The sequence below is a fragment of the Pseudomonas sp. R5(2019) genome, from assembly GCF_009905435.1.
Classification (GTDB): domain Bacteria; phylum Pseudomonadota; class Gammaproteobacteria; order Pseudomonadales; family Pseudomonadaceae; genus Aquipseudomonas.
The window spans coordinates 20,866-42,732 of record NZ_JAAAMT010000004.1 but is presented as its reverse complement, the minus strand read 5'-3'; the positions used below and the strand labels follow the sequence as shown (position 1 = coordinate 42,732).

Sequence of the window (21,867 nt, the reverse complement as noted above, 5' to 3'; positions counted from 1 at the left end):
CCGTCGGACCGTGTAGCACCGCATCAGTCGAGAAGCCACGTATTGGCTACATTCCCGACCTGATCCGGTCCTGATCAAGACGCCTGGCAAGGTGTCCGCGGCCGAAGGCTGATTCCTCCTCCTGACTGAGTGCTTTTGACACCACAGCTAGCAGGACGCGTTGTCGCCACCTCGCCCCACTGGTTACCAGTAGCGGTTGAGCGTCGCTAGACACTGGAGTGGCCAGCCACTCCTGACGCACCCTGACACCGACCGTGAGAAGTCGTGTGTGCCGAACGCCGTTTCCGGCAGCCCGGAAACCGACGGTACTACATGAAAAGAATGCTGATTAACGCAACTCAACCCGAAGAGTTGCGTGTTGCCCTGGTAGATGGCCAGCGCCTCTACGACCTGGACATCGAGTCCGGCGCGCGCGAGCAGAAAAAGGCCAACATCTACAAAGGCCGCATCACCCGCATCGAACCCAGCCTTGAAGCCGCCTTCGTCGACTTCGGCTCGGAACGTCATGGCTTTCTGCCACTGAAAGAAATCTCCCGCGAATACTTCAAGAAGTCCCCCGAGGGTCGCGTCAACATCAAGGACGTCCTGAGCGAAGGCCAGGAAGTCATCGTTCAGGTCGAAAAAGAAGAACGTGGCAACAAGGGCGCCGCCCTGACCACCTTCATCAGCCTGGCCGGTCGCTACCTGGTGCTGATGCCGAACAACCCGCGCGCCGGCGGCATCTCGCGTCGCATCGAAGGTGAAGAGCGCAACGAATTGCGTGAAGCCCTCAACGGCCTGGTCGCTCCTGCCGACATGGGCCTGATCGTTCGCACCGCCGGCCTTGGCCGTAGCAGCGAAGAGATGCAGTGGGACCTGGACTACCTGCTGCAACTCTGGACCGCGATCAAGGAAGCCTCGCTGGACCGCACCGCGCCGTTCCTGATCTACCAGGAAAGCAACGTCATCATCCGCGCTATCCGCGATTACCTGCGCCAGGACATCGGCGAAGTGCTGATCGACAGCATCGAAGCCCAGGAAGAAGCCCTGACCTTCATCCGCCAGGTGATGCCGCAGTACGCCAGCAAAATCAAGCTGTACGAAGACAGCGTTCCGCTGTTCAACCGCTTCCAGATCGAAAGCCAGATCGAAACCGCCTTCCAGCGCGTTGTCGAACTGCCATCGGGCGGCTCGATCGTGATCGACCCGACCGAAGCCCTGGTGTCCATCGACATCAACTCGGCGCGCGCCACCAAAGGCAGCGACATCGAAGAAACCGCCCTGCAAACCAACCTGGAAGCAGCCGAAGAGATCGCTCGCCAGCTGCGCCTGCGTGACATCGGCGGCCTGATCGTGATCGACTTCATCGACATGACCCCCGCCAAGAACCAGCGCGCCGTGGAAGAGAAAGTCCGCGAATGCCTGGAAGCCGACCGCGCTCGCGTGCAAGTCGGTCGCATCTCGCGCTTCGGCCTGCTGGAAATGTCCCGTCAGCGCCTGCGCCCTTCGCTGGGTGAAAGCAGCGGCATCGTCTGCCCACGCTGCAGCGGCACCGGCATCATCCGTGACGTCGAATCGCTGTCGCTGGCGATCCTGCGCCTGATCGAAGAAGAAGCCCTGAAAGACCGCACCGCCGAAGTCCGCGCCCAGGTGCCGATCCCGGTTGCAGCTTTCCTGCTCAACGAAAAACGCAACTCGATCACCAAGATCGAACTGCGCACCCGCGCTCGCATCATCATTCTGCCGAACGATCACCTGGAAACGCCGCACTTTGAAGTGCAGCGCCTGCGCGACGACAATCCGGAAGCCCAGACCATCCAGTCGAGCTACGAAATCGCCGCTGCCGAAGCCGAAGAAGTGCAACCGGTCGCCGCGACCCGCACCCTGGTTCGCCAGGAAGCCGCAGTCAAGACCGCGCCACCACGCACTTCCGCGCCTGTTCCTGTCACGCCTGAGCAAGCGGCTCCAGTGGCCGCACCTGCGCCTGCCCCGGCAGAGCCAAGCCTGTTCAAGGGCCTGGTGAAATCGCTGGTCAGCCTGTTCGCAGGCAAGGAAGAGCCGGCTGCACCGGCCGCTGCCGTGGTCGAGAAGCCTGCCACCGAACGCCCAGCGCGCACTGAAGAGCGTCGCACCGGTCGCCAGCAGACCCGCAACCGCAACGGCCGTCGCGATGAAGATCGCAAGCCACGCGAAGAGCGTGCACCGCGCGAAGAACGCGCCCCACGTGAAGAGCGCGCCCCTCGCGAAGCCCGTGAGGAAGCGCCAGCCCGCGAAGAACGTCGCCAGCCTCGCGAAGAGCGCCAGCCACGTCCGCCACGCGAAGAGCGTCGCGCCCGTGAAGATCGCCCGGTGCGTGAACTGCGTGAGCCGCTGGACGCCACTACCCCAGCCGTTCGCGAAGAGCGCCCTGAGCGCGCACCGCGCGAAGAGCGCGCCCCACGTGAAGAACGTGCGCCACGCGAAGAGCGCGCACCTCGCGAGGAACGCGCACCACGCGAAGAGCGTCAGCCACGTCCGCCTCGTGAAGAGCGTCAGCCACGTGTAGAACCGGCCGCCGCCACTGCCGAAGCGGCTGAAGAAGCCCTGCCGAACGAAGAGCTGCTGCAGGACGACAACCTGGAAGCCACCGAAGGCGACCGTCCACGTCGCCGCTCCCGCGGGCAGCGTCGTCGCAGCAACCGTCGCGAGCGTCAACGCGATGCCAACGGCAACGTGGTTGAAGGTTCGGAAGACGGCAGCGAAGACCTGGGGGCAGAACTGGCCGCTGGCCTGGTCGTTACCGCAGCCGTTGCCTCCAGCACCATCAGCGCACCTGCCGAAGCCGAAGCCAACCGCCAGGCCGAAGTCGCTACCGCCGCCGTACAGGAAACTGTCGAAGCACCCGCACCGGCTGTCGAAGCAGTCGAAGTCGCACCGGTTGCTCAGGCAGAACCCGCTCCAGCCGCAGCCGCCGTTGAAGCGCCTGCCACTGAAATCGCGCCGGTGATCGAGCTGCCGTACGTTGCCGAGGAGCCTGCTACACCAGTGGCACAAGAGCCGAGCATTGCCCCTGTGGTAGAAGTCGCTCCGGTTGAAACTGCTCAGGTTGAAGCGCCGGTTGAAGCACCGACTGAAATCGTCGCCCAAGAGCCTGCAGCAACTCCAGTGGTTCGGACCGCGCCAGAAGTCGTGGTAACCGAAGCGCCAGCACCGGTGGTAGAAGCCGAGCCAGTGGTTCAGGCGCCAGTGGTTGAAGCGCAACCGGTTGTCCAAACCCCGGCTGTCGAGCCGACTCCGGTCGTCGAAACACCGGCCATCCCGCTGACTACCAGCGGTCGCGCACCGAACGACCCGCGTGAAGTGCGTCGTCGCAAGCGTGAAGCCGAGCGCCTGGAAGCCGAGCGGGCCGCCGCCGCTGCAGCCAGTACCGCAGAAGCCGTCGTAGAAACCCCTGCAGTGGCGCCTGAAGCAGCTCCTGCTGCCGAACAGCCTGTCGTCGAAGCTGTACCCGCAGCCGCCGAAGAGGCATCGCAGCCGGTACAAGACGTGGTCGTGGAACACAACCACAAGACCCAGGTCGAGCCGAAAGAGCACAAGCCTTTCGTCTGATCCCACAGGCCATAAAAAACCCCGCTGCTGAAAAGCAAGCGGGGTTTTTTATGGCCGGGTGAAAGGCGATATCGCCGCTCAATACAGATTAGGTTCCATCTCCAGCGTCACGGCAAAGCGTTGCGCGATGTCGGCCTGGATCATCCGGGCCAACCGATGCAATTGGGTGCCCGTTGCGGCCCCATAGTTGACCAGCACCAAAGACTGCAACCGATGCACGCCCGCATCCCCCTCACGATAGCCCTTCCATCCGGCTTGCTCGATCAGCCAGCCTGCCGCCAGCTTCACCCGGCCATCAGCCTGTGGATACGCCACCAGGCCCGGATGGCCAAGCTTGATCTGTGCCGCCAGCGCCGCGCTGATCACCGGGTTCTTGAAGAAACTGCCGGCATTGCCCAACTCGGCCGGGTCTGGCAGCTTTTCGCGCCGAATACTGCAAATGGCCCGACTGACATCGAGCGGCGCTGGATGATCGATACCCTGCTCTGCCAGACGCTGCCTGACCGGGCCATAATCCAGGTGCAGCCGGGCCTTGCGGTCCAACTTGAAGCGAACCCGCAGAATCACCCAACGATCCAGCGTTTGCTTGAACACGCTGTCACGATAACCAAAGGCGCATTCTTCAAGCGTGAAATCCCGCAACTCACCGCTTTGGCGATCCAGCGCGGTCAAACCTGCGAACACATCCTTGATCTCGACACCGTAGGCGCCGATGTTTTGCATGGGCGCCGCGCCGACCGTGCCCGGGATCAAGCTGAGGTTTTCCAGCCCCGCCAACCCCTGCTCCAGGCTCCACTGCACGAACGGGTGCCAGGGCTCGCCCGCTTCGGATTCGACGATGACCTGCTCGTCGTCATCGTGCAGCACGCGAATGCCGCGGCTGGCCATGCGCACGACCAGTGCCGACACATCACCGGTCAACAGCAGGTTGCTGCCACCGCCGAGCAGCAACACTGGCAACTGCCGGTCACAGGCATAGGCCAGCGCCTCACGGACTTCGGCGTCATCATGCACCTCGACAAACCAGTTGGCGTTAACGTCAATGCCAAAGGTATTGAAAGGCTTGAGCGACACCTGCGATCGCACCTGCAGGCTCATGCGCGCCTCTGCAATTCAGTCACCAGGGCGTCGCAGGCGTGTTCGATCAGGTCCAGGACCTGCTCGAAACCTTGTTCACCGCCATAGTATGGGTCTGGCACTTCGCTGACGACACCCTCAAAGCGACGCAAAAACAGGTCAAGTTCGACCTTGCCGCCCGCCGGCTGCAGCGCGGTCAGGCGACTCAGGTTGTCTTCGTCCATCGCCAGAATCAGGTCAAAACGGGCGAAGTCATCGGCGCTGACCTGCTGGGCACGCTGACGTGACAAGTCATAGCCACGCAATTGTGCGGCGCGGCAGGTGCGCGAATCCGGAGCCTTGCCCACATGCCAGTCGCCGGTGCCGGCGGAGGCCACGACCACCCTATCGCCGAGCCCGGCGGCCTGCAGCTTGTGGCGCAGCACACCTTCCGCCGTCGGTGAACGGCAGATGTTGCCCATGCAGACGAACAAAACCCGCATCATGCCTCCAGCAAGCGCCTTACGCGCTCAAGGTCTTCAGCGGTATCGACCCCAGGTGGCGGCGCTTCGAGCGCATCGGCCACGTGAATGCGCACGCCATGCCATAGGGCGCGCAGTTGTTCCAGCGACTCGGTTTCTTCAAGCCAGCACGGGCCCCAGGCCACGAAATTCTGAAGAAATCCGGCACGGTAGGCATAAATGCCGATATGGCGACGATAGGGAACGTCCTTCGGCAGTTGATCACGGCTTTTGGCAAAGTCGTCACGCGCCCAGGGCAACGGCGCACGGCTGAACGTCAGGGCAAGGCCATCGAGGTCGCTGACGACCTTGACCACGTTAGGGTTGAACAAGGTTTCCGCGTCTTCGATCGGCTCGCACAAGGTCGAGATGCCCGCCTCAGGGTGAGCAGCCAGATTGGCGGCTACCTGATCGATCACCTTCGGTGGAATCATCGGCTCATCGCCCTGGACGTTAACCACGATCGCGTCGGCCGCCAGCCCCAACTGCTGGGCCACTTCGGCCAGCCGGTCGGTGCCGGAAACGTGGTCATTGCGGGTCATCAGCACTTCAGCGCCAAAGGCCTGGCAGGCCTCGACGATGCGCGCGTCATCGGTGGCCACGACCACACGTGCCGCGCCGCTCTTGAGCGCCTGCTCCCAGACGTGCTGGACCATGGGTTTGCCAGCGATGATTTGCAGCGGCTTGCCCGGAAAGCGGGTGGAACCGAAACGCGCAGGAATCACTACGGTAAAAGCGTTGCTCATTTGTCCAGGCGCTCGTCGTCGGTCAGGGTACGGGCCTCGCTTTCCAGCATCACCGGGATGCCGTCACGAATCGGATAGGCCAGCCCGGCGCCCTTGCTGATCAGCTCGGTCTTGTCGGCGCTGAGTTTCAGCGGCCCCTTGGTAATCGGGCAGGCCAGAATGTCGAGCAGTTTGGTATCCATGGAAAAATCCTCAGGCACAGAGCGATTAAAGAGGGTCAGGGCTCACGCAGCACGCGTGACAGCTGGGCATTGAACCACGCCACAAACGCCTCGCACGGCACAGCATCGACCGCCAGGTACCACCAGTCAGGGGCGGCGAAGGCACGGCATTTGACCGCATCTTTTTCCGTCATGATCAATGGTAATGCGGGCTCGAAGCTCAAGGCCTGGGCGCTGTAGACAGCGTGGTCGGCAAACGCATGTGCGCTTGGCCGCCAGTTTAGCCCCTCAAGGGTCGTGAAGAAACGTTGTGGGTTGCCGATGCCAGCCACGGCATGCACGGCCTGCCCGGCAGGAAAATGGTCAAGTGCGACACGCTCGCCGCTGCGCAGGTTGATCAGCGCGGTGGGCTGCAAGCGAAAGGCAAAACCGTCGTTGTGGCCCACGATCGCGCCGTTGTAGAGCACCGCGTCAACCGACTGCAGGCGCTCGACCGGCTCGCGCAAGGGGCCGGCCGGCAGACAGCGACCATTGCCCAGGCCGCGTGCGGCATCAATCAATACCAGTTCAAGGTCGCGGGCCAAGCGGTAGTGCTGCAAACCGTCGTCAGACAGAATCAGGTCCAGCGATTCGGCTTCGGTCAGCGCCTGCACCGCCCGGCTGCGATCCGGGTCGATCATCAGCGGGACCCCGGTGCGTTGAACGATCAGCAGCGGCTCATCACCCGCCACGGCGGCACTGTCACCAGGACTGACACGCCAGGGCAACTGCGGGGGCTGCGCGCCATAACCGCGACTAACCACGCCGACCCGCACGCCCCGACGGCGGCAATGTTCGATCAACCAGAGAATCATCGGCGTCTTGCCGGTACCGCCCACGGTGATATTGCCGACCACCAGCACCGGCACCGGTGAGCGGTAGATCTGCCCTTCTCCAGCGACAAAGCGCTCGCGCTTGCGCTGGACGACGCGCCGATAAAGGGCCTCGAGCGGCCGTAACAGTGTCAGGGCCGGGTGCCCTTCATACCAGGCGGCCAGCAGGCGATCAGAAAAAGCCATCAGGGACTGACCTGCGCCTCGACGGTGGTCATGCGCAGTTGGCTGAAGCCCAGTTTGCCGGCCGCATCCATCGCCGTGACCACCGATTGGTGGGGAGTCTTGCCATCTGCACTGATCGATAGCGGCAACTGCGTGTCACCGGCCGATTCCTTTTGCAGGGCATCCATCAGCGTGACCAGGTCCGCCTTGGGCAGCAAGTGGTTATTCAGTGAATAGACACCATCGGCACTGATGGTGATATCCAGGCGCTTGAGCTCCGAATCCGGTGCCGGCGTGCCGGTCACGGCCTCCGGCAACTCAACCCGCAGTTGGGTTTCGCGGGTAAAGGTGGTAGTGACCACGAAGAACAGCAGCAGGATAAACACCACATCGATCAGCGATGCGAGGTTGATATCGACGGTTTCCCGAGGCTTGCGACGGAACTTCACGCCCTGCCCTCGGCCAGATCGACGTCACGGTCACCCTGCACCACTTCAACCAGCTTGATCGCTTCCTGCTCCATGCCCACGACCAGCTCGTCAATGCGGCGCTGCAGGAAGCGATGGAAGAATACCGCCGGAATACCGACCATCAGGCCAGCCGCGGTCGTAATCAAGGCCTTGGAAATACCGCCAGCCAGCACGGCAGCGTTGGCCGTCATGCCCGAGCCCATGAAGGAGCTGAAAATATCGATCATGCCCAGCACGGTGCCGAGCAAACCGAGCAGCGGCGCCATGGCGGCAATGGTGCCCAATGCATTGATGTAGTGCTCCAGCTCGTGGATAACCCGCGCGGCCGCCTCCTCGATGCACTCTTTCATGATTTCGCGGCCATGCCTGGAGTTGGCCAGACCCGCGGCGAGGATTTCACCCAGCGGCGAGTTGTTGCGCAGCTCGCGCAGCTTGTCTTTGTTCAGTTGCTTGTCTTTGATCCAACGCCAGACCTGGCCAACCAGGTGCGGCGGGGTGACTCGACTGGCGCGCAGTGTCCACAGGCGTTCGGCGACAATGCCGACGGCGGCGATGGAACTCAGAATGATCGGTATCATCATCCAACCACCGGACTTGACCAATTCCCACACAGTAACGATCCCCCTGAAAAAGTTCGACACTTTAACATAGGGGGCCCCGGTGCCGAACAACGTCATGTCGGCTCATCGGCAGGCGGTGCAGGTTCACGCCAGAAGCGCCGTTGTTCGCGCGTTCCACGTGGCACGCCGAAGGTGCCCAGCTGCAAGTGCAGTGCGCCATGGTCGACATTGTCGTAGCTGCTGATGCCGAGGTTTCGCAAGCGCGCCATGACCTGCGGGTGCGGGTGACCAAAGGTATTGTGTCGGCCCCGGGAGATGAGCACGCCTCTGGGCCGGGTCGCCTGCAGAAAGGCACGCGAGGAGGAACTGCGACTGCCATGATGGGGAGCCTGCAGCCAATCGACCGGCCCGGCCTGCGGGCCACCGAGCCAGGCGCGTTCGCTTCGAACATCGATATCGCCGGTCAACAACAGCCGCTCCCCCCTGGCTTCGACCAGCAAGGTGCATGACCCCTGATTGCTGTCGGTGGCGTCGTCCCATTGCCATAGCGAAAAGCGCACGCCATCCCACTCCCAGCGCTCGTCGCTGACACAGGCTTGTGCGCCGAGCAGCTTCGGCAACGCCGCTGCTTCGCCGCTCAGCACCCGTTTGACCGGCAGGCCACGCATGATCGCCGAGGCACCGCCGGCATGATCGGCGTCGGCGTGGCTGAGCAGCATCAGGTCCAGCTCGCGCACGCCCAGCTTGCGCAGGGTTGGCAGCACCACACGTTCGCCCAGATCGAAACCACCCATGGCCGGCCCGGCATCATAGAGAGCCGTGTGATTGCGGGTACGCAGCACAAAGGCCAGCCCCTGCCCCACATCCAGTTGCCACACCTGCACTTCGCCCTCTGGCACCTTTACCTGTGGCGCCAGCGCAGCCAGCACCATCAGTGGCCAACCGAGCATGCGCATGGGCAGGCCCTTGGGCAGCAACAGCAACAGTGCGCCGGCAGCGCAGAGCAGCCAGGCCCATAAGGGGATGGCGGGCGGCACCCAGGCCGGCAATAGACTGGCAGCCCATGCCAGCCAGCGAAACAGCAGGTCGAGTGAACCCGCAGCCAACCACAACAGATTTTCGCCCACATAGGGGACGGGCAAGGTGGCGGTGCCGAGCAGCGCCAAGGGCAGCACACCGACGCTCAACCAAGGCACTGCAATCAGGTTGGTCAAAGGCGCGCTCAGGCTGATGGGTAACCCGAGCATCAATAAAATCGGCAACAGCCCGATGGCCACCATCCACTGCGCGCGCGGCCAGGCCTGCCAGAAGCGCCAGGCACCCAGACGCCCGCTGAAGGCCAGGATCAAGATGCCCACCGCCGCAAATGACAGCCACAAGCCCGGCTGCAAACTCGCCAGCGGCTCCAGAATCAGCACGCCGTTAAGCGCCAACAACCAAGGCAGGGCCACGCCCAGGTGGCGAAAGCGCAAGCGCCACAGCAACACCAGCCCAAGCATGATGCAGGCTCGCCGCACCGGTACTTGAAACCCGGCCAACAGGCCGTAACCGAGCGCAGCCGCGAACGCCAGACCACAGGCCCATGGCAGCCACGGTAACCGGCGCGGCCAGTAACCCCACCGTGCCAATCCTGCCACCAGGCCATACACCAACCCCGCCAGCAGACCGATATGCTGACCGGAAATCACCAACAAATGGATCGTGCCGGTGGCCTGCAGCGCCTGCCAATCCTGACTGCTCAGCCCTGAACCATCCCCCAGCACCAGCGCGGCCAACGCCCCTTCCCGACCATGGGCCTCAACCGCCAGCAGGCGCTGGCGAACACTGTCACGCCAGGCACCGGCTGCAGGTGCCACGAGTTCCCCGGCCTTGACCGTGCCCGTCGCCCCGATGCGCCGAGCCAACAGCGCCGCTTCCTGATCGAACCCATGAGGGTTGAGCAGCCCCGATGGGCGTTTGAGGGTTACCGCCAGACGCCAGCGCTCTCCGCTCTGGACGGGCGGCCCAGCGTACCAGCCCAGTCTTATGGTGGCCGGCAAGCGGACCCGCCGCGAAGTGGCGTCGGCCAATTCGAAACGAACGCTGCCCGCGGTTGTGGACGGCAGCCCAACGACTTGCCCTTCCACCCATAAGGTACGACCGTCCAGGTCGGGCGCCAGGCGATCATCCAGCGCCCATTGCGCCGACACACAAGCCCAGCTCAATCCCAGCAGAAAAAAACCCAGCGGGTAGCCGCGAAACGGCAGCAATGCCGCGCCTGCCAACGCCAACATCACGCATCCGCCGACCGGCGGCAAAGCCGGTAAAAAGCGCAGGCATAATAGCCCGAGCGCCAGCGCAATCATCCCTGTGCGCATTGAAGTACAGCCTTCGCAACCTGATCCAGTGAAACAGGCTTAGATCAATCACCGACCCCGCGCTTTATTAATTGTCACAAAGTCTGACCTCGCCATTTGTAGAATCTGTGCATACTGGCCCGGTACCACCAGCTGAGAATCCACATGCCGCGTCGCTTGTTCAAACGTTACATGCCAGACCCGACCATTATCAGGGAGCACAAATCCCTGCGTTTTCTCGGCCGTCTGCTGCACGACCCCAACCTCTGGCACCTGAACCGCCACTCGGTGGCACGCGCCATGGCAGTCGGCCTGTTCGCTGCATTTATTCCGATCCCGTTACAAATGCTTTTGGCAGCGAGCCTGGCGATCCTGGTTCGCGGCAACATGCCGATTGCTGTCAGCCTGGTCTGGCTGACCAACCCGATCACCATGCCGCCGGTGTTTTTTTGCACCTATCAAATGGGCGCCTGGCTGATGGGCGTACCGCCCCGGCACTTGCCGGACGAACTCACCTGGGAATGGATCAGCGGCCAGCTAGCCACGTTGTGGCAGCCGTTTCTGTTGGGTTCGTTGGTGTGTGGAGTGTTGCTGGGCGCGCTGGCCTATTGCATGACCATGCTCTATTGGCGCTGGTGGGTGGGGCGCCAGTGGCGGCGGCGCAAGCAGCGGTCGTCGTAACCGCTCCGCTGTGCGTCAGAGACACCGCGGCGCCTGTATCGCGAGCGAGCTTTGCTCCCACAAAGCCGCCTGCGAACCTTTTACAAAGTCAGGTGCGCATGCCGCGACCGCTGACCAGCAGGCGGGCACAAGCGACATACAGCACCACAGTCGCCACCAGCATAAAGCTGATCGCCACACCGATACGAATATCCGACACCCCGAGTATGCCGTAGCGGAACGAGTTGACCATGTGCAGCACCGGGTTGGCCATCGACACGGTCTGCCAGAACGGTGGCAACAAGGTGATCGAGTAGAACACCCCGCCCAGATAGGTCAACGGCGTCAGCACGAAGGTCGGAATGATCGAGATGTCATCGAAGTTGCGCGCAAAGACGGCGTTGATAAAACCCAGCAACGAGAAGATGGTTGCCGTCAGCAATACCACCAGCACCGTCACACCCAAGTGATGAACCTGCAGGTCGGTGAAGAACATCGACAGGAGGGTCACGATCAGCCCCACTGCCAGACCGCGCAACACCCCGCCCAGGGTGTAGCCGACCAAAATGGTGTGAGGCGACACCGGTGAAACCATCAATTCCTCGATCGAGCGCTGGAACTTGCTGCCGAAGAAGCTTGAGACCACATTGCCGTAAGAGTTGGTAATGACCGACATCATGATCAGGCCGGGCACGATGTACTGCATGTAGGTGAAGCCGCCCATGTCACCGATCTGGCGCCCGATCAGGTTCCCGAAGATGACAAAGTACAGCACCATGGTGATCGCTGGCGGCAGCAGGGTCTGTGGCCAGATCCGCATGAAGCGGCGCACCTCTCGGTAGACGATGGTGTTGAGGGCGACCAGGTTGGGGCGCAATTCCGAACTCATATCGCCACCTTCCCGAGGTTTTTTTCAACCAACGACACGAACAACTCCTCCAGGCGATTGGTCTTGTTGCGCAAACTTTGCACTTCGATGTTTTGCAGGGCCAGTTGGCCAAACAGCGCGGTCACGCCGATGGCCTTGTCGACCTGGACTTCCAGGGTATGCCGGTCGACCAGTCGGCACGGGTAGCCTTCCAGGTGAGGCGCGGTCTGCAGGTCCTGCTTGAGGTCGAGCAGGAAGGTCTCCACATGCAGCTTGCCGAGCAGCGCACGCATGCTGGTGTTCTCGACGATGGTGCCGTGGTCGATGATGCCGATGTTGCGGCACAGCTGCTCGGCCTCTTCCAGGTAGTGCGTCGTCAGGATGATGGTGATGCCCTTGCGGTTAAGCTCGGTCAGGAAGGTCCACATCGAGCGGCGCAATTCGATGTCCACGCCGGCGGTGGGCTCATCGAGAATCAGCAGGCGCGGCTCGTGAATCAGCGCCCGGGCGATCATCAGGCGGCGTTTCATGCCTCCGGACAGCGACCGCGAAGGCACGTCGCGCTTGTCCCACAGCCCCAGCTGCGTCAGGTACTGCTCGGCGCGTTCCTTGGCCAGCTTGGCCGGAATGCCGTAGTAGCCGGCCTGAGTCACGACGATGTCGAAGGTCTTTTCAAACTGGTTGAAGTTGAACTCTTGCGGCACCACGCCAATGCTGCGCTTGAGCGCGGCTGGCTGTCGGTCCAGGTCGTGACCGAAGATATTCACCGTGCCGCTGGTCTTGTTGACCAGGGTGGAGAGAATGCCGATGGTGGTGGATTTGCCGGCTCCATTAGGGCCCAGCAATGCAAAGAAGTCGCCTTCGGCCACCTCCAGGTCAATGCCATGCAGGGCCTGGAAGCCATTGCCGTAGGTTTTGGTTAGCTGCCGAATGGACAGAGCGGAACTCATAAGCGGTTAGGCACCCGATCAAGTACGTTCAGAAATTGGATCCGGATCATTAAATACAATCGCGGCGGATAAGACCAATGCTGCGTGGTGCCGCCGCGCAAGTACAGTGAGGGATATCGATAGTAACTATCAGGTCAAGGCGGTCATCACCGCGGCCTGGTAGGCCGGGCGTTCTTGAAGGCGTTCGTACCAGGCACGCAGGTGATGCATGTCCGGGCGCTCGATCGGCATCTCGAACCAGGCATAGGCAAAAGCCCCCAGCGGAATATCACCCATGCCGGGTTCGTCACCGCTCAGGTAAGGCTGCGAGGCCAAGGCCTGATCGGCAATCGACAGCAGCTGCGCGCAGGTTTTGTGAGCAGCATTGATGGCCACCCAATCCTGCTGGTCGGCCGGTGTGCGCAGAATGCCCCAGAACAAATGCCGAAAAGGTTCGGCCAGCGACGTCGAGGTCCAATCCATCCATTTATCGGCCTTGGCGCGTACGACAGGGTCCGCCGGGTACCAGGCCGAATCCGGTGCGTATCGGGCCGCCAGGTAACGGACGATGGCATTGGACTCCCACAGCACCAGCCCATCGTCTTCCAGCGTGGGGATACGGCCGTTAGGGTTCAAGGCGCGGTACTCCGGGCCATCGACCAGGCCGAACGCCCCGCCGGCATCTATACTGTGGTACGGCAATTCCAACTCCTGTGCGCACCACAGCACCTTGCGAACGTTTGTCGAGTTTTTCCTTCCCCAAATCTTCAGCATGATCCTTGCGCCATCAACCGAGTGGGCGACCAGTCTACTCCAGCCACCGAACTCCACCACCCCCGCAAGGTCCCAATCCAGACGCTGGCACACCTGCGGGTCGTTTGCCTGAAGCTGACTAAGCTGGATGGAGTCTTGCCTGGTCTTCACGGAGGAATGCATATGTTGCTGTTGTGGTTGTTGGTTCTGATCGTCGGTATCGCCTGGCTTGCGCACCGGCGCATCGCCCCGCTGCCGGCCCTTGGGATTGTGGCGGTGTACCTGGTGCTGATGGGCATCTTCAGCGCCGCCCCAGGGTGGCTGATGGCGATATTCTGGCTCGGCGTGGCCGCTGTGGCAGTGCCGTTGTTATTGCCGGACCTGCGCCGCAAACACTTCAGCGCGCCCATGTTCGCCTGGTTCCAGCGTACCCTGCCGCCCATGTCAGTCACCGAACGTGAGGCCATCGACGCCGGAACCGTCTGGTGGGATGGCGAGCTGTTCAGTGGCCGGCCAAACTGGAACACCCTGCTCGACTACCCCAAGGCGCAGCTGAGCGAGGAAGAGCAAGCCTTTATCGACGGCCCCACCGAAGCGCTCTGCGCGATGGTCAGCGACTGGCAGATCGGCCAGGACATGGACCTGCCGGCCGAGGCCTGGGCCCATATGAAGGAGAACGGTTTTTTTGCGCTGATCATTCCCAAGGAATATGGCGGCAAAGGTTTCTCGGCCTACGCCCACTCACAAGTGGCGATGAAACTGGCCACCCGCAGTGGCGACCTGGCCTCCACCGTGATGGTGCCCAACTCCCTCGGCCCGGCGGAACTGCTGCTGCACTACGGCACCGATGAACAACGCAACCATTACCTGCCGCGCCTGGCCCGTGGCGACGAAATCCCCTGCTTTGCACTGACCGGCCCCCTGGCCGGCTCCGATGCCGGTGCCATGCCCGATACCGGCGTGATCTGCCGTGGCGAGTGGGAAGGTAAAGAAGTCCTCGGCCTGCGTCTGAACTGGGAAAAGCGCTACATCACCCTCGGCCCGGTAGCCACCCTCCTCGGCCTGGCGTTCAAGGCCTATGACCCGGAGCACCTGCTGGGCGAAGAAGAAGACCTGGGAATCAGCCTGGCGCTGATCCCCACCGACATGCCTGGTGTGGAGATCGGCCGCCGTCACCTGCCGCTGGGCGCCGCCTTCATGAATGGCCCCAACTCAGGCAAGGACGTATTTATCCCGCTGGACTACCTGATCGGTGGCCAGGCAATGCTCGGCAAAGGCTGGATGATGCTGATGAATTGCCTGTCAGTGGGGCGCTCCATTTCCCTGCCGGCGGTAGGCACCGGCGCCGCCAAGTACACCAGCCTGGTGACGGGCCAGTACGCCCAGGTGCGCGAGCAATTCAATGTGCCACTGGCGGCCTTTGAAGGCATTCAGGAAGCGATGGCACGCATCGGTGGCAATGCCTGGCTGATGGACAGCGCACGAATGCTGACCGCCAGCGCCGTCGACCTGGGCGAGAAGCCCTCGGTGCTGTCGGCCATCCTCAAATACCACCTGACCGAACGTGGCCGTGAGTGCATCGCCCACGCCATGGACGTGCATGGCGGCAAGGCCATCATCATGGGCCCCAACAATTACCTGGCTCGCAACTGGCAAGGGGCGCCGATTTTTATCACCGTCGAGGGCGCCAACATCCTCTCGCGCAACCTGATGATCTTTGGCCAGGGGGCGATTCGCTGCCACCCCTTCGTGCTCAAGGAAATGGCCCTGGCCGGGCGTGAAGACCACGATCAGGCGCTGAAGGAATTCGATGAGCTGCTGCTCGAGCACATCGGTTTCGCCGTCAGCAATGCGGCCAGCACCTTCATCCTCAACCTCGGCCTGGGACGTATCGACGACAAGCCCGGCGATGCGCTGAGCCAAGGCTACTTCCGTGCACTGGATCGCCAGGCGGCCGCCTTTGCGATGCTCGCCGACCTGTGCATGATGCTGCTCGGCGGCACCCTGAAGCGCCGCGAGCGGTTGTCTGCACGCCTGGGTGACGTCCTCAGCAACCTCTATCTGGGCTCGGCGGCGCTCAAGCGCTACAACGACCTCAATTCCCCCGACTACCTGCGCCCGCTGTTGCATTGGGCCATGAAAGAAAGCCTTGGGCGGGCCGAGCACGCGCTGGATAAACTGCTCGACAACTTCCCCAACCGCGTCCTCGGTTGGCTGTTGCGGGTCGCGGTCTTCCCTTTCGGCCGACGCCATACCGGCCCGTCCGATGCGCAGGATGCCGAAGTAGCTGCATTGATCGGCCGCGCCAAGGGCGACCCGGCGCTGGAGGAATTGCTGAGCGGGTGCTATCGCCCACAGTCCACCGACGACCCGGTCGGCGCACTGCAGCACGCTTGCGATCTGCTGGCCGCCAGCGCCCCGGCGCAGACAAAACTGGAGGCTGCCTACAAGGCCGGGCAATTCAACCCGCAACCCGGCGAACACCTGATCGACGCCGCGCTGCATGCCGGCGTGTTGCAAACCGGCGAAGCCGAAAGCCTGCGCCAGGCCGAAGTGGCGCGCCGCAACGTGATCGACGTGGACGATTTCAGCAAAGCAGAACTGGCGCCCAGCGAGGGCCGCGTGCGCTGACAACACCTGCATCGCCAAGACATCGGGCGCGTGGAGCCGTATACTCCCGCGCCCGTTTCGCTCAAGAGGACCTTCATCATGGCCAATTCACAACTCGACCACACGCTCATCCTGCTCGACCACCTACGCAGCATCCTGGTCGCCCTGGGTGAAGCCGAGCAAGTGCCGGAAGAAAGTCATGCCCTGTTTCTGGAGCGTTTCGACGAACTGCGCGCCCAACTGCCGGTAGAGCCTATCGAAAGCCAGTACCTGGGCCAGGACCTGATCTGCCAGGTCATCACCCGCTACCCGCAAATCGCTCACCTGGTACCACGCGACCTGCTGTGGTTCTTCGCCGGTGATTGCCTGCACTACATGCCCGACGAAGAAATCGCGCTGTACCAGGCGCTGGAAGAGCGCCGGTTTGAAGCCGAAGAGAACGATGAGCCGTTTGACTGGAACCAGGAAAAGCAGTTGCTGAGCCTGTCGGGTGAAGACAGCAAGCACTGATACGTAAGCAGCATTAACGTGCAGCCCCCTGCTGCACGTCTCCCCTCAGAGGAAGTCCAGCCACCGGTACTCGTCTATAGGATCTGGCACTTTCGACGAAACCCGGTAGATGGCCGAAAACGTGAGTTCCACTCGCTCGTCATCATCCGTGCGCAACAACACCCTCTCGCCCTTCCAGTCAATTTTCTTCAAATTTCCGCAGCGAAAGTCGAGCATTCGTCCATCAGCAGCAAAGCGGCCGTAGACGGTGATGCACTCGCCAACCTTGTAAAAGCCAAGCTGTGTCCGGCAGGCGTTATCCATGGCCGTTGACTCCCGCTGTTGTTGCGATGGAGTGCATGGTCGCGCCATTTTGGAGTGGTTGACTACTGTCAGAAATGACAGGGGGTTGATACACAACACTTCTCCGATCAGGCCAGAAATGACCCGAGCGGGACAAAAATGACCCGATTTTATTACTTTAATTTCAATAACTTATGCGAGATCGAGCCAAAGTTGGCCCGATATACACCTTTAAAAAACGATTTTAAGCGTTTGACCGGATTGCAGCTTCTGAGGATGCACACGCAAGATCACATAAGATTTTGATTTATAAGGAAAATAAACAACAACTCGAAGGCTGGCACAGCGATTGCGATATAGCGAGGGTCATCAAGTGACAACACGGCCGGTTTGGCCTTTTTGATCAGCAACCAAGAGATAACTATCGATGTCAACTCCCGCCTATATCAGCATCACAGGTAAAACCCAGGGCCATATCACCAAGGACGCCTTCACCGCCGACTCCGTCGGCAATATCTACGTCGAAGGTCATGAAGACCAAATCCTGGTACAGGAGATTGACCACCTCATCGCCACCCCAACCGACCCACAGAGCGGCCAGCCTTCAGGTCAGCGCGTTCACAAGCCGTTTTCCTTTACCGCTGCGCTAAATAAGGCAACTCCTCTGCTGTATGGAGCTCTAGCCACTGGCGAGATGCTGACTGAAGTGGAAGTCAAGTGGTACCGCACTTCCACCGAGGGCAAGCAGGAACACTTTTTCACCACCAAGCTGGAAGACGCCACCATCGTGCAGATACACACTCATTTGCCACACGCACAAGACCCGAGCAAAGAGGGGTACACCCAACTGATCAAAGTCTCCATGGCATACCGCAAGATCACTTGGACGCACAACATTTCCGGTACGGAAGCCTCCGACGACTGGCGTAAACCGCAAGAGGCCTGAGTCAGGTCAACTACCAGGTTCGGCAGCTTCTGCCGAGCCTGGTGATGTGAATTTCGCGTAAAAAAATAGCGCATAGTCTTGAAGGCTATGCGCTTCTGAAATTACCTTGCAATTCAGCTATGGCCGATTCCTGCGCCCTACCCCGCTCTGCTATTGCTCGGCTCTGTTATCAAGGCACTGTTGCGCAGTCCGTCTTGCAGAAGCGTGCGGGGCAACGCAAAGCCTTTGAATAATGGCTGTGTGAAAGGATTGTTGGCCTTCTCGGTACTGATGCGATAGCGCATACCGCCATCCGACGCAGAGAAGCTGATATCCACACTCGTGCTGGTGGCACCGTTCAATCGCGCCTGGCTCAGCAGGCGATAGAGAGACCAAGGCCCCCGGTAGACCAGACCGCTACTGTTGCCGCCAGCATTGACCAGTGTGACCCGGCTTTCATTGCTGGCAGCCAGAGTGTTGGGCCAGATGAGCGCCGTGCTGGTGCTGGGACCGTGGTTGTAGGTAACGAGTTGTCCTTCAACACTGAAGGAACTGCTGCGTTTATTCGGCGCCAACCCCAGCGGTTCGACGAAAAGCTGTACCCCGAGCATGCCGCGACTATTGAAGAAAGCATCGCGAATTTTCTCCGCCGCTTCCAGTTGGGTCAGCACGTCGGCACGCACAAGGTAGCCACCCAAACGGTCGGAATAAAGCGCTTCGAGATTGTCTTCGAGGAACAGGTTGAGATACTTCTGCCGGAACTGCTGCAGGTGGCCTTCAGGCCCAAAGAAAGCAGTGAAATCGTCAAGCGCCACCTCGGTGCGACTGGCTGGGTTAAACGGGTAGCGACTCGCCAGCCGCTCACGGTAGAAGCGATATACGTCGATCTCCCAACGCCGCTCCAACTCTCGCAGCGCCTCCACCAGAATGACCCGTGAGGACTCGTTGGCCAGCTTGCTGACCTGGTGGTTCAGAGGTTCGGGCAGACCTGAAGCAATCCGCTGCAGATTGCTGATGGGATCCGGGCCTTTAAGGCTGAAGCGGTCCACTACCACGGTCAGCGCAGCTTTGCCGCGATCAGGACTGTCGTGAACCGTGCGCACTTTATCCTGAACACTGCCGATAGCCTGCATGGTTTCATCCAGGTAAGACGGACGCTCACCGCTGACTTCCAGCAATTGGCTGATGGGAGCAAATGCCCGGGTAATGCCCATGACATGCGAAAGCTCTTGGGCTTCGCCGGAGCCAGCGACCTTGGTCGCTAGCGGCGATGCCTGATCGACTGCCCTTTCGTTGCCGACGAATATTGAAGCGGGGATGAACTCACTATTGTCGCGTACTGTTTCCACCAGGCGTTGCAGAGGTGCCGCTGGGCTGGTCACGCTACCGAGCACATTGACCGCTTGAGCGATGTCCTGGAAGTCGCGCACATGCAGTTGATTGAGGTTGCGCTGCCAGGTATCAATGTAGTCACGGTTGTAGAGGGCGCGTATGCGGTCGGCGAGCGCACGCTTATCCTCCTGCGAGTAGTCGATGGTGCGACGCTCACCCAAGGCCCATTGGTCGATCATTGCCAGTTCGGCCAAGTCCAGGCTGTGCGGCGCGAAATAGTCTCGATAACCTTTGGCCGTCAACAAAGTATCTATGCGACCGTTGATTGCGGCCCGCCCCTCCTCGTCTTTGACCGCATTGCCAGGCGCATAGACGATCTCGAAGGCTGGGCCGATGACGTTGCGCAGGTCCAGCGGGGCACGAAGTGACTCACCCGCCTGGCGGCGCATGGACATGTAAATACGTTGCGGTAACGGGATCTGGCTTAGCTCGCGTTGAACGGCAGCTACTCGAGTCTGATACTGCGGCAGGCGAGTGTCGGCATATTTCATGGCGTATTCCAGATGGCCCATCAACGCACGCTGCACCTGGTCTTCGCCGGGAAAGGCAACTTGCCAATGATCGGCCATCCAACGCTCCACCACGGGAGCTCGACGGCTTGGTCGATCTTCGATCATGCGGTAGACGCGCAGCGCTGCGAGTTGCGCATCGCTGTCGGCATCGACGCCGTCCAGATTTACCATCACGCCACTGGCCAGCGCTGGCAGGAAGCGCTGGGACAACAACGTCAGATAGGCTTGGTCAACCTTGGGGCCGATCGCACGCCCCTGATAAAGGCCCAAGTCAGCCAGCACCGGCCAGGCGTTCCGATAATCTCCATAAACGGACACTGCGCTGCTGATCTGGTCCAACGGTTGCAGCAGGTTGCGCCCGGTCGGATCAAGCTTGCCATCGATGGCATGCGCACTGTAAGCGCGGCTGCGCTCCATGACGCTCATTGCCTTGTCGCGGTTCAGCGAATAAAAGTGATAAAAGCCGCCGATCAACAGCAGGCTCCCCAGTGAAGCAATGCCAAAACGCACGGCAAGGGCGGACTTCTTGTCGGCCAACACCTTTGGGTTGTCCCCCGCCAGGCCTGACTCGGGATAAATAACGCGCTGGAACAACTGCTGTGCGAAATACACCATCGCTCTTCCGCTGGGGTGCATTGATGGCACCGACTCGCGAATTTCATATCTCTGCGAGGCAGAGGCCACAAAGGCGTTGGCCAGCACTCCCTGCTGGTAAACAGAAGAAAAGAACACCCCCCGCGGCAGCGCCGGAGTAAGGTAACGGTCGCTACCCATCACTTGCGCGAGAAACTCCAACAGCAGAGGTCTTATGCCAGTCAGTTGGCGAACCAGCGAGTAGAGTGCCTCGCGCTGCTCCAATTCATTGACTTCGGCGAGCGCATCAAACACCTGCTCATTCATACGGCCGAGGAATACGTCGTAACCCGCCCCCAGCTCCTTCAGCCAAGCATCGTAGTTCTGCACCGAATCGAGGGTGAAGGTAAAGCCGAAGACGTCTTCCCTGACCGATTTAGGTAGGCGTGCAAACAACATCTCGAACCCTTCAAGCAGGTCAAATTTGCTAAGTACCACATACAACGGCGGACGGGTTCCGAGCTGCCTGCTCAGTTCGGCCAGTCGGGCACGCAGCACGGCGGCCAGTGCCTTGCGATCGCTCGCCTTTTGGTTCAGCATCATCTCCAGACTGACCATCAGCACGACCCCATTGAGCGGTCGGCGACTCCGATTGCGCCCTAGCCATCCGACGAAGCTGTCCCACAGACGCGCATGCAGATCATCCGGCAAGGCTGCAGCCTGGGGTGGCACTTGGGCAACATCCGGTTCTACTCCATCGGACTCAACCTCTATAGCTGGCGGTCCGGGCTGAGGCTGTTTGCGAGGCTGACTGATCAGTTCACCGGGCGGGTCAATCAGTACCGCCTGGTCCCCCATCCACCAGTCAATTGTGTAAATTCTGTCGGGGTCCTCCTGCCGGCGTCGGCTGCCCGCCCTGACTTCCCCCGTCAGTGAGAAACTCTGGCTGGAACGATTGACGAAACTGGTCTTTCCCGCGTTTTCCTGTCCCAATACCAAATACCAAGGGAGTTGGTATAACGCATTACGTCCCTTGAGGTTGGACTGCAGGATATTCAAGCTGCCGTCCAAGTCGCGCCCTTGAGCCTGCACGTAGCGCAGGCAAGGATCTATTCGCTTCTCTTCGTCCCGGTTACGCTCTGCTTCCAGGGCCTGGTTGCGCTTGCGAAGCTGCAAGACCCACCCCAACAACGGAACAAGAAGGACTGCAACGGTCGCCAGTACACGTGCTGCCAGGCTGCCCAAAGGCGTGGCGTCCCAGATCGAACTCGGCCCCAACCACCAGATACCCGCCAGCGCAATCAGCAGGATCATCAGCGAAGCCAGTGGTGCCCCCTGTCGAGCCCAGCGCGACACCGGCTGCATATAGGGTTGCAGAGCTGACCAGATTTTCTTCATG

The 21,867-nt window shown here is 61.1% G+C and carries 18 protein-coding genes; 5 read left to right on the top strand and 13 right to left on the bottom strand.

The features are described 5' to 3' along the window. Window positions 1-312 precede the first annotated feature (312 nt). Entirely contained in the window at window positions 313-3,567 is a 3,255-nt protein-coding gene (gene rne / locus GUY40_RS04215; RefSeq protein WP_166567692.1) for a ribonuclease E, read from the top strand. Window positions 3,568-3,645: 78 nt separating this feature from the next. Here the strand turns inward: rne and murB are convergent, their stop codons facing one another. The 8 genes from murB to GUY40_RS04175 form a co-directional block, all read right to left on the bottom strand. Then, the gene (gene murB / locus GUY40_RS04210) at window positions 3,646-4,665 is read right to left on the bottom strand and encodes a UDP-N-acetylmuramate dehydrogenase (RefSeq protein ID WP_166567691.1); all 1,020 of its coding nucleotides are present in this window, start codon (window positions 4,663-4,665) and stop codon (window positions 3,646-3,648) included. Continuing rightward, window positions 4,662-5,126: a low molecular weight protein-tyrosine-phosphatase gene (locus GUY40_RS04205; protein ID WP_166567822.1), complete on the bottom strand. Its 465-nt coding sequence runs from the start codon at window positions 5,124-5,126 to the stop codon at window positions 4,662-4,664. The genes murB and GUY40_RS04205 overlap by 4 nt, the downstream gene beginning before the upstream one ends. After that, a complete protein-coding gene (gene kdsB, locus GUY40_RS04200) occupies window positions 5,126-5,890 on the bottom strand; it encodes a 3-deoxy-manno-octulosonate cytidylyltransferase (RefSeq protein WP_166567690.1) in 765 nt (254 codons plus the stop codon). Before kdsB ends, GUY40_RS04205 begins: the two co-directional genes overlap by 1 nt. Beyond that, window positions 5,887-6,072: a Trm112 family protein gene (locus tag GUY40_RS04195; RefSeq protein ID WP_003247142.1), complete on the bottom strand. Its 186-nt coding sequence runs from the start codon at window positions 6,070-6,072 to the stop codon at window positions 5,887-5,889. The genes kdsB and GUY40_RS04195 overlap by 4 nt, the downstream gene beginning before the upstream one ends. A 35-nt stretch (window positions 6,073-6,107) precedes the next feature. Further along, on the bottom strand, window positions 6,108-7,109 hold the full coding sequence (gene lpxK / locus GUY40_RS04190; RefSeq protein WP_166567689.1) for a tetraacyldisaccharide 4'-kinase: 1,002 nt from the start codon (window positions 7,107-7,109) through the stop codon (window positions 6,108-6,110). Beyond that, the gene (locus GUY40_RS04185) at window positions 7,109-7,537 is read right to left on the bottom strand and encodes a biopolymer transporter ExbD (RefSeq protein ID WP_166567688.1); all 429 of its coding nucleotides are present in this window, start codon (window positions 7,535-7,537) and stop codon (window positions 7,109-7,111) included. Before GUY40_RS04185 ends, lpxK begins: the two co-directional genes overlap by 1 nt. After that, window positions 7,534-8,169 carry a MotA/TolQ/ExbB proton channel family protein gene (locus GUY40_RS04180; RefSeq protein WP_166567821.1) on the bottom strand — a complete coding sequence of 212 codons (636 nt, stop codon included), beginning with the start codon at window positions 8,167-8,169 and terminating at the stop codon, window positions 7,534-7,536. Before GUY40_RS04180 ends, GUY40_RS04185 begins: the two co-directional genes overlap by 4 nt. Window positions 8,170-8,231: 62 nt before the next feature. Continuing rightward, complete coding sequence (locus tag GUY40_RS04175) at window positions 8,232-10,475, bottom strand: DNA internalization-related competence protein ComEC/Rec2 (RefSeq protein WP_166567687.1); 2,244 nt, start codon at window positions 10,473-10,475, stop codon at window positions 8,232-8,234. A 144-nt stretch (window positions 10,476-10,619) separates the two neighbouring features. Here GUY40_RS04175 and GUY40_RS04170 point away from each other — a divergent pair, with 144 nt between their 5' ends. Next, the gene (locus GUY40_RS04170) at window positions 10,620-11,135 is read left to right on the top strand and encodes a DUF2062 domain-containing protein (RefSeq protein ID WP_166567686.1); all 516 of its coding nucleotides are present in this window, start codon (window positions 10,620-10,622) and stop codon (window positions 11,133-11,135) included. A gap of 88 nt (window positions 11,136-11,223) precedes the next feature. Here GUY40_RS04170 and GUY40_RS04165 read toward each other — a convergent pair whose 3' ends face one another. The 3 genes from GUY40_RS04165 to GUY40_RS04155 all read right to left on the bottom strand — a co-directional run bounded on the left by GUY40_RS04165 (window position 11,224) and on the right by GUY40_RS04155 (window position 13,685). After that, window positions 11,224-12,003 carry an ABC transporter permease gene (locus GUY40_RS04165; RefSeq protein WP_166567685.1) on the bottom strand — a complete coding sequence of 260 codons (780 nt, stop codon included), beginning with the start codon at window positions 12,001-12,003 and terminating at the stop codon, window positions 11,224-11,226. Next, a complete protein-coding gene (locus GUY40_RS04160; protein ID WP_166567684.1) occupies window positions 12,000-12,932 on the bottom strand; it encodes an ABC transporter ATP-binding protein in 933 nt (310 codons plus the stop codon). Before GUY40_RS04160 ends, GUY40_RS04165 begins: the two co-directional genes overlap by 4 nt. A gap of 129 nt (window positions 12,933-13,061) precedes the next feature. Next, a complete protein-coding gene (locus GUY40_RS04155; RefSeq protein WP_166567820.1) occupies window positions 13,062-13,685 on the bottom strand; it encodes a glutathione S-transferase family protein in 624 nt (207 codons plus the stop codon). Window positions 13,686-13,847: 162 nt separating this feature from the next. Between GUY40_RS04155 and GUY40_RS04150 the strand changes: the two genes are divergently transcribed. Next, window positions 13,848-16,295: an acyl-CoA dehydrogenase gene (locus tag GUY40_RS04150; protein ID WP_166567683.1), complete on the top strand. Its 2,448-nt coding sequence runs from the start codon at window positions 13,848-13,850 to the stop codon at window positions 16,293-16,295. 78 nt (window positions 16,296-16,373) lie between these two features. After that, on the top strand, window positions 16,374-16,784 hold the full coding sequence (locus tag GUY40_RS04145; RefSeq protein ID WP_166567682.1) for a PA2817 family protein: 411 nt from the start codon (window positions 16,374-16,376) through the stop codon (window positions 16,782-16,784). Window positions 16,785-16,829: 45 nt separating this feature from the next. Here GUY40_RS04145 and GUY40_RS04140 read toward each other — a convergent pair whose 3' ends face one another. Continuing rightward, window positions 16,830-17,087 (bottom strand): hypothetical protein, encoded by a 258-nt coding sequence (locus GUY40_RS04140; protein ID WP_166567681.1) that lies wholly within the window; start codon window positions 17,085-17,087, stop codon window positions 16,830-16,832. 406 nt (window positions 17,088-17,493) lie between these two features. Here GUY40_RS04140 and GUY40_RS04135 point away from each other — a divergent pair, with 406 nt between their 5' ends. Beyond that, window positions 17,494-18,012 carry an Hcp family type VI secretion system effector gene (locus tag GUY40_RS04135; RefSeq protein WP_166567680.1) on the top strand — a complete coding sequence of 173 codons (519 nt, stop codon included), beginning with the start codon at window positions 17,494-17,496 and terminating at the stop codon, window positions 18,010-18,012. 137 nt (window positions 18,013-18,149) lie between these two features. Here the strand turns inward: GUY40_RS04135 and tssM are convergent, their stop codons facing one another. Continuing rightward, the gene (gene tssM, locus GUY40_RS04130) at window positions 18,150-21,866 is read right to left on the bottom strand and encodes a type VI secretion system membrane subunit TssM (RefSeq protein WP_166567679.1); all 3,717 of its coding nucleotides are present in this window, start codon (window positions 21,864-21,866) and stop codon (window positions 18,150-18,152) included. Between the last annotated feature and the right edge of the window lies 1 nt (window position 21,867).